Source organism: Arthrobacter sp. 10T419 (assembly GCF_056394105.1).
The window spans coordinates 1-379 of sequence record NZ_JBFTHF010000075.1 but is presented as its reverse complement, the minus strand read 5'-3'; the positions used below and the strand labels follow the sequence as shown (position 1 = coordinate 379).

Genomic DNA, 379 nt, shown 5'->3' with positions numbered 1-379 from the left:
GGCAATAGCCTGGTCGCCCTTGCCATCCGTTGCGGTCCAAATGCCGCCGCTGAGTGCAAACGTCGTAGATGTCCCGTCACCGCGGAGGGCCGACAGACTTGGCGTGGTGGCGGAGTATTTGGACAGGTCAAGACGACGCTGCCACTCATGCATCCAAAGTGCGCCGAAGCCATCGAGCGGCGGTACAAGATAGCTGGACTGATAGATCCGCTTCAAAGTCAACGGCTGGGGCCCACTTGCAACGAAATCAACCTCGTTTTGCCGTTTCAGACCAGCACCCACTGAGCAGGGGTTGCCCACGCTGCAGCTTTGGTCGGTTAAGGTGCTGACCGGAATCTGCGTACCCGGATAGATCGATTGATTCCCGATGCCGCATTGC

At 58.6% G+C, this 379-nt stretch carries 1 protein-coding gene; it reads right to left on the bottom strand.

What is annotated here, in order from left to right; all coding sequences use genetic code 11:
• The coding region (locus AC1DBD_RS17940; protein WP_476982743.1) for a DUF6531 domain-containing protein at nt 1–379 on the bottom strand (379 nt) is incomplete at both ends.